3 protein-coding genes are annotated in these 3,049 nt (G+C 72.9%); 2 read left to right on the top strand and 1 reads right to left on the bottom strand.

All coding sequences use genetic code 11. From position 1 onward, the window contains the following. Nucleotides 1–724, bottom strand: a 724-nt coding sequence (locus BZY54_RS47905; RefSeq protein ID WP_143668430.1) for an inorganic phosphate transporter, incomplete at its 3' end; no start/stop codon positions are given. A gap of 218 nt (nucleotides 725–942) precedes the next feature. On the opposite strand from BZY54_RS47905, the gene BZY54_RS47900 reads away from it, so the two are divergent. After that, nucleotides 943–1,692 (top strand): class II aldolase/adducin family protein, encoded by a 750-nt coding sequence (locus tag BZY54_RS47900; RefSeq protein ID WP_086731529.1) that lies wholly within the window; start codon nucleotides 943–945, stop codon nucleotides 1,690–1,692. Nucleotides 1,693–1,804: 112 nt separating this feature from the next. Next, nucleotides 1,805–2,932 carry an alpha/beta hydrolase gene (locus tag BZY54_RS47895; protein WP_086731530.1) on the top strand — a complete coding sequence of 376 codons (1,128 nt, stop codon included), beginning with the start codon at nucleotides 1,805–1,807 and terminating at the stop codon, nucleotides 2,930–2,932. Nucleotides 2,933–3,049: the final 117 nt, after the last annotated feature.

The following is a 3,049-nucleotide window of genomic DNA, read 5'->3' as shown; positions in this document are numbered from 1 at the left end:
TGCGGATGATCCGCCAGCCGCCGATGTAGGTGCCGAGCGCGATCGCCAGGCCCGCGGAGAGGATCACCCAGGTGGGAGGGTTGGAGCCGGGGGCGATGGCGCCGCCGGCGATCAGGGCGAGGGTGATGACACCCATCGTCTTCTGCGCGTCGTTGGTGCCGTGGGCGAGCGAGACCAGGCCCGCGGAGGCGATCTGCCCGGCGCGGTGGCCCTTCTCGGCCGCCTTGCCGTCCGCCTTCCTGCCGATCGTGTACGACAGCCGGGTCGCGACCATCGCGGCGAGGCCCGCGACGACCGGGGCGGCGACCGCCGGGATGACGACCTTGGTGACCAGGGCGTCACCGTGCACCGCGCCGACGCCGACCGAGGCGATCGTGGCGCCGATCAGACCGCCCATCAGGGCGTGCGAGGAACTGGACGGAAGCCCGACCAGCCAGGTCAGCAGGTTCCAGAGGATCGCGCCGACCAGGGCGGCGAAGATGACCTCGGGACGGATGCCGGTCTCGTCGACGAGACCCTTGGAGATCGTGTTGGCGACCTCCACGGAGAGGAAGGCGCCCACCAGGTTGAGCGCGGCGGACATGGCCACCGCGATCTTGGGCTTCAGCGCGCCGGTCGAGATGGTGGTGGCCATCGCGTTGGCGGTGTCGTGGAAACCGTTCGTGAAATCAAACGCGAGTGCGGTTACCACCACAATCGCGAGGATCAGCGAGAAGCTTTCCATTTACCCAGGCAATCGTTCGAGCGTCATTGGCTGGTCGAACGTAGGTAACCAGGGTGAACAGAAGATGAACTGGGTCGGTCTCCACGGTGTCCGAATCTGCTTCCCGGTCGTTCCGTTTCGCCGCGGCGGCTGTCCCCGGATCGCCGCATTCCCCTGTCCCGGGCCGCCGGAGGGGCTTCCCCTGGCCCGCCGGGCGGGCGGGCTGACAGGATCACCGCATGGCTGAGCGGGACCCACAGGTGAGGGATCTAACAGGCGCGGGGGGCGTGCGCGAGGCGCGGGAGCAGGAGGCCCGTGCCTGGAGCGAGCTCGTCGCTACGGCGCGTCGCACGGTGGCCGACGGGCTGGTGGTCGGCACCTCCGGCAACGTGTCGGTGCGCGTGGGGGAGACCGTGCTGGTCACGCCGTCGGGCGTGCCCTACGACCGGCTCACGCCGGACGACATCACCGGCGTCGCACTCGACGGCGGGCAGGTGCTCGGCACCCTGGTCCCGACCAGCGAGCTGCCCATGCACCTGGCGATCTACCGCGCCACCGACGCGGCCGCGGTCGTCCACACCCACGCCGTGCACGCGACGGCCGTCTCCACGCTCGTCCCCGAGCTGCCGCTGGTCCACTACATGGCCGGCGCGCTCGGCGGTCCGGTGCGCGTCGCCCCGTACGCGACCTACGGCACCGAGGAACTGGCCGAGAACATGCTGCGCGCCCTCGCCGGCCGCTCCGGCTGCCTCCTGCAGAACCACGGCACCGTCACCTACGGCGCGAGCCTCGACCAGGCCTACGACCGCACGGCCCAGCTGGAGTGGATGTGCCGGCTGTGGCTGACCGCGTCCTCGGTGCCCGGCCTGGCACCGTCCCTGCTGTCGGCCGAACAGCTGGCGCGGGCCACGCAACGGCTGCGGGGATATGGACAGCCGGGGCGCCCGGAGCAGGGCGGCGAAGAGGGGAAGAAGACGGGAGCGGAGTGAGGAGGCGGGTGAAGCAGGGGTGAAGGCGGCTCTTTCTGGAACTCGCAGGAGCATGTCACCCCGACCCTTCCTCCCGCTGGCCGGTGACCCGGTACGCCACGACACTGGACCCGTGCGCACAGTCAAAGCGACGGCAGCGGCCGTCACCGCGGCCCTGGCGGCCGGCGCGGCGAGCGTCGCCGCCGGCCGGCTCGCCAGCGACGCCGCGCTCAAGGCGCCCCCGGGCCGGCCCCTGCCCACCGAGCCCCGGCTCACCGTGCACAGCACGGCCGCGGGCCAGATCACGCTCACCCGGGACCTGGCCTCCCTGCGCCCCGGCACCTACGGCCTGGCCGGCAACGGCTCCCACGCGGTCGTCGGCCCCGTCCTGCAGGACGCCCCGCACCTGCCCGACACCGTCGTACGCCGCCTGGAACGGGTCACGCACGGCTTCCTGCATCCTCGCGACAAGGTCTGGCTCACCCCGAACGTGCACGTGGGCGACCCCGGTTCCGCCCTGGGCCTGGACCACGCCGACGTGGACGTCCCGGGCGAACTCGGCCCGCTGCCCGCATGGTTCGTGCCCGGGGTCCGCGAGACCTGGGTGATCACGGTGCACGGACTGGGCACCACCCGCGAACTCCCCCTGAACATCATGGAGTTCCTGCACCGCAGGCACTTCCCGGTGCTCGACGTCGCCTACCGCGGCGACCTGGGCGCGCCCCGCCCCCCGGACGGCTTGAACCACCTCGGCGAGACCGAGTGGCGCGACCTGGACGCGGCGATCGGCTACGCCGTGCGCTACGGCGCCGAGCGGGTCGTCCTGCACGGCTGGTCCATCGGCGCCACCATGGCGCTGCGCGCCGCCCTCCACTCGGAGCTGCGCGGCCGCATCTCCGGGCTGGTTCTGGACTCACCGGTACTCGACTGGGAGGCGACGCTGCGGGCCCTGGCCAGAGCCCGGCACACACCACGTCCCCTGCTGCCGCTCGCGGTGCGCGCCGCGCAGGGGCGCATGGGCCCGGACGGCGACCGGCTCGCCGACGCGAGCGACCCGGAGCGGCTCACCGTGCCGACGCTGATCTTCCACGGCCCCGGCGACGCGGTGGCCCCCTGGCGGTTCTCCCGCCGGCTCGCCGCCCGCCGCCCCAACCTCGTCGCCCTGCACACGGTGCCGAACGCCCCGCACAGCGCGATGTGGAACGCCGACCCCGAGAACTACGAGGAGGCCCTGCGCCGCTTCCTCACTCCGCTGATGTGAGGGACGCGGACGGGGAGCTTGCCCCTGCCGGACCGGACCGACCGCGCCTACGGGTCTGCCGACGGACCGGGCCCACGGGGCGCGCGTGCCGGCGGACGGGGCGGGCCACGTGGCCCG

The organism is Streptomyces carpinensis (assembly GCF_002154505.1).
Lineage (GTDB): Bacteria > Actinomycetota > Actinomycetes > Streptomycetales > Streptomycetaceae > Streptomyces > Streptomyces carpinensis.
Note: the sequence above shows the minus strand (reverse complement) of the source record. Positions and strands in the feature narration are given on the sequence as shown.

Coding starts and splice junctions, on each gene's coding strand:
- BZY54_RS47900 (WP_086731529.1), top strand. CDS start 943: ATGGCTGAGCGGGACCCACAGGTGAGGGATCTAACAGGCGCGGGGGGC.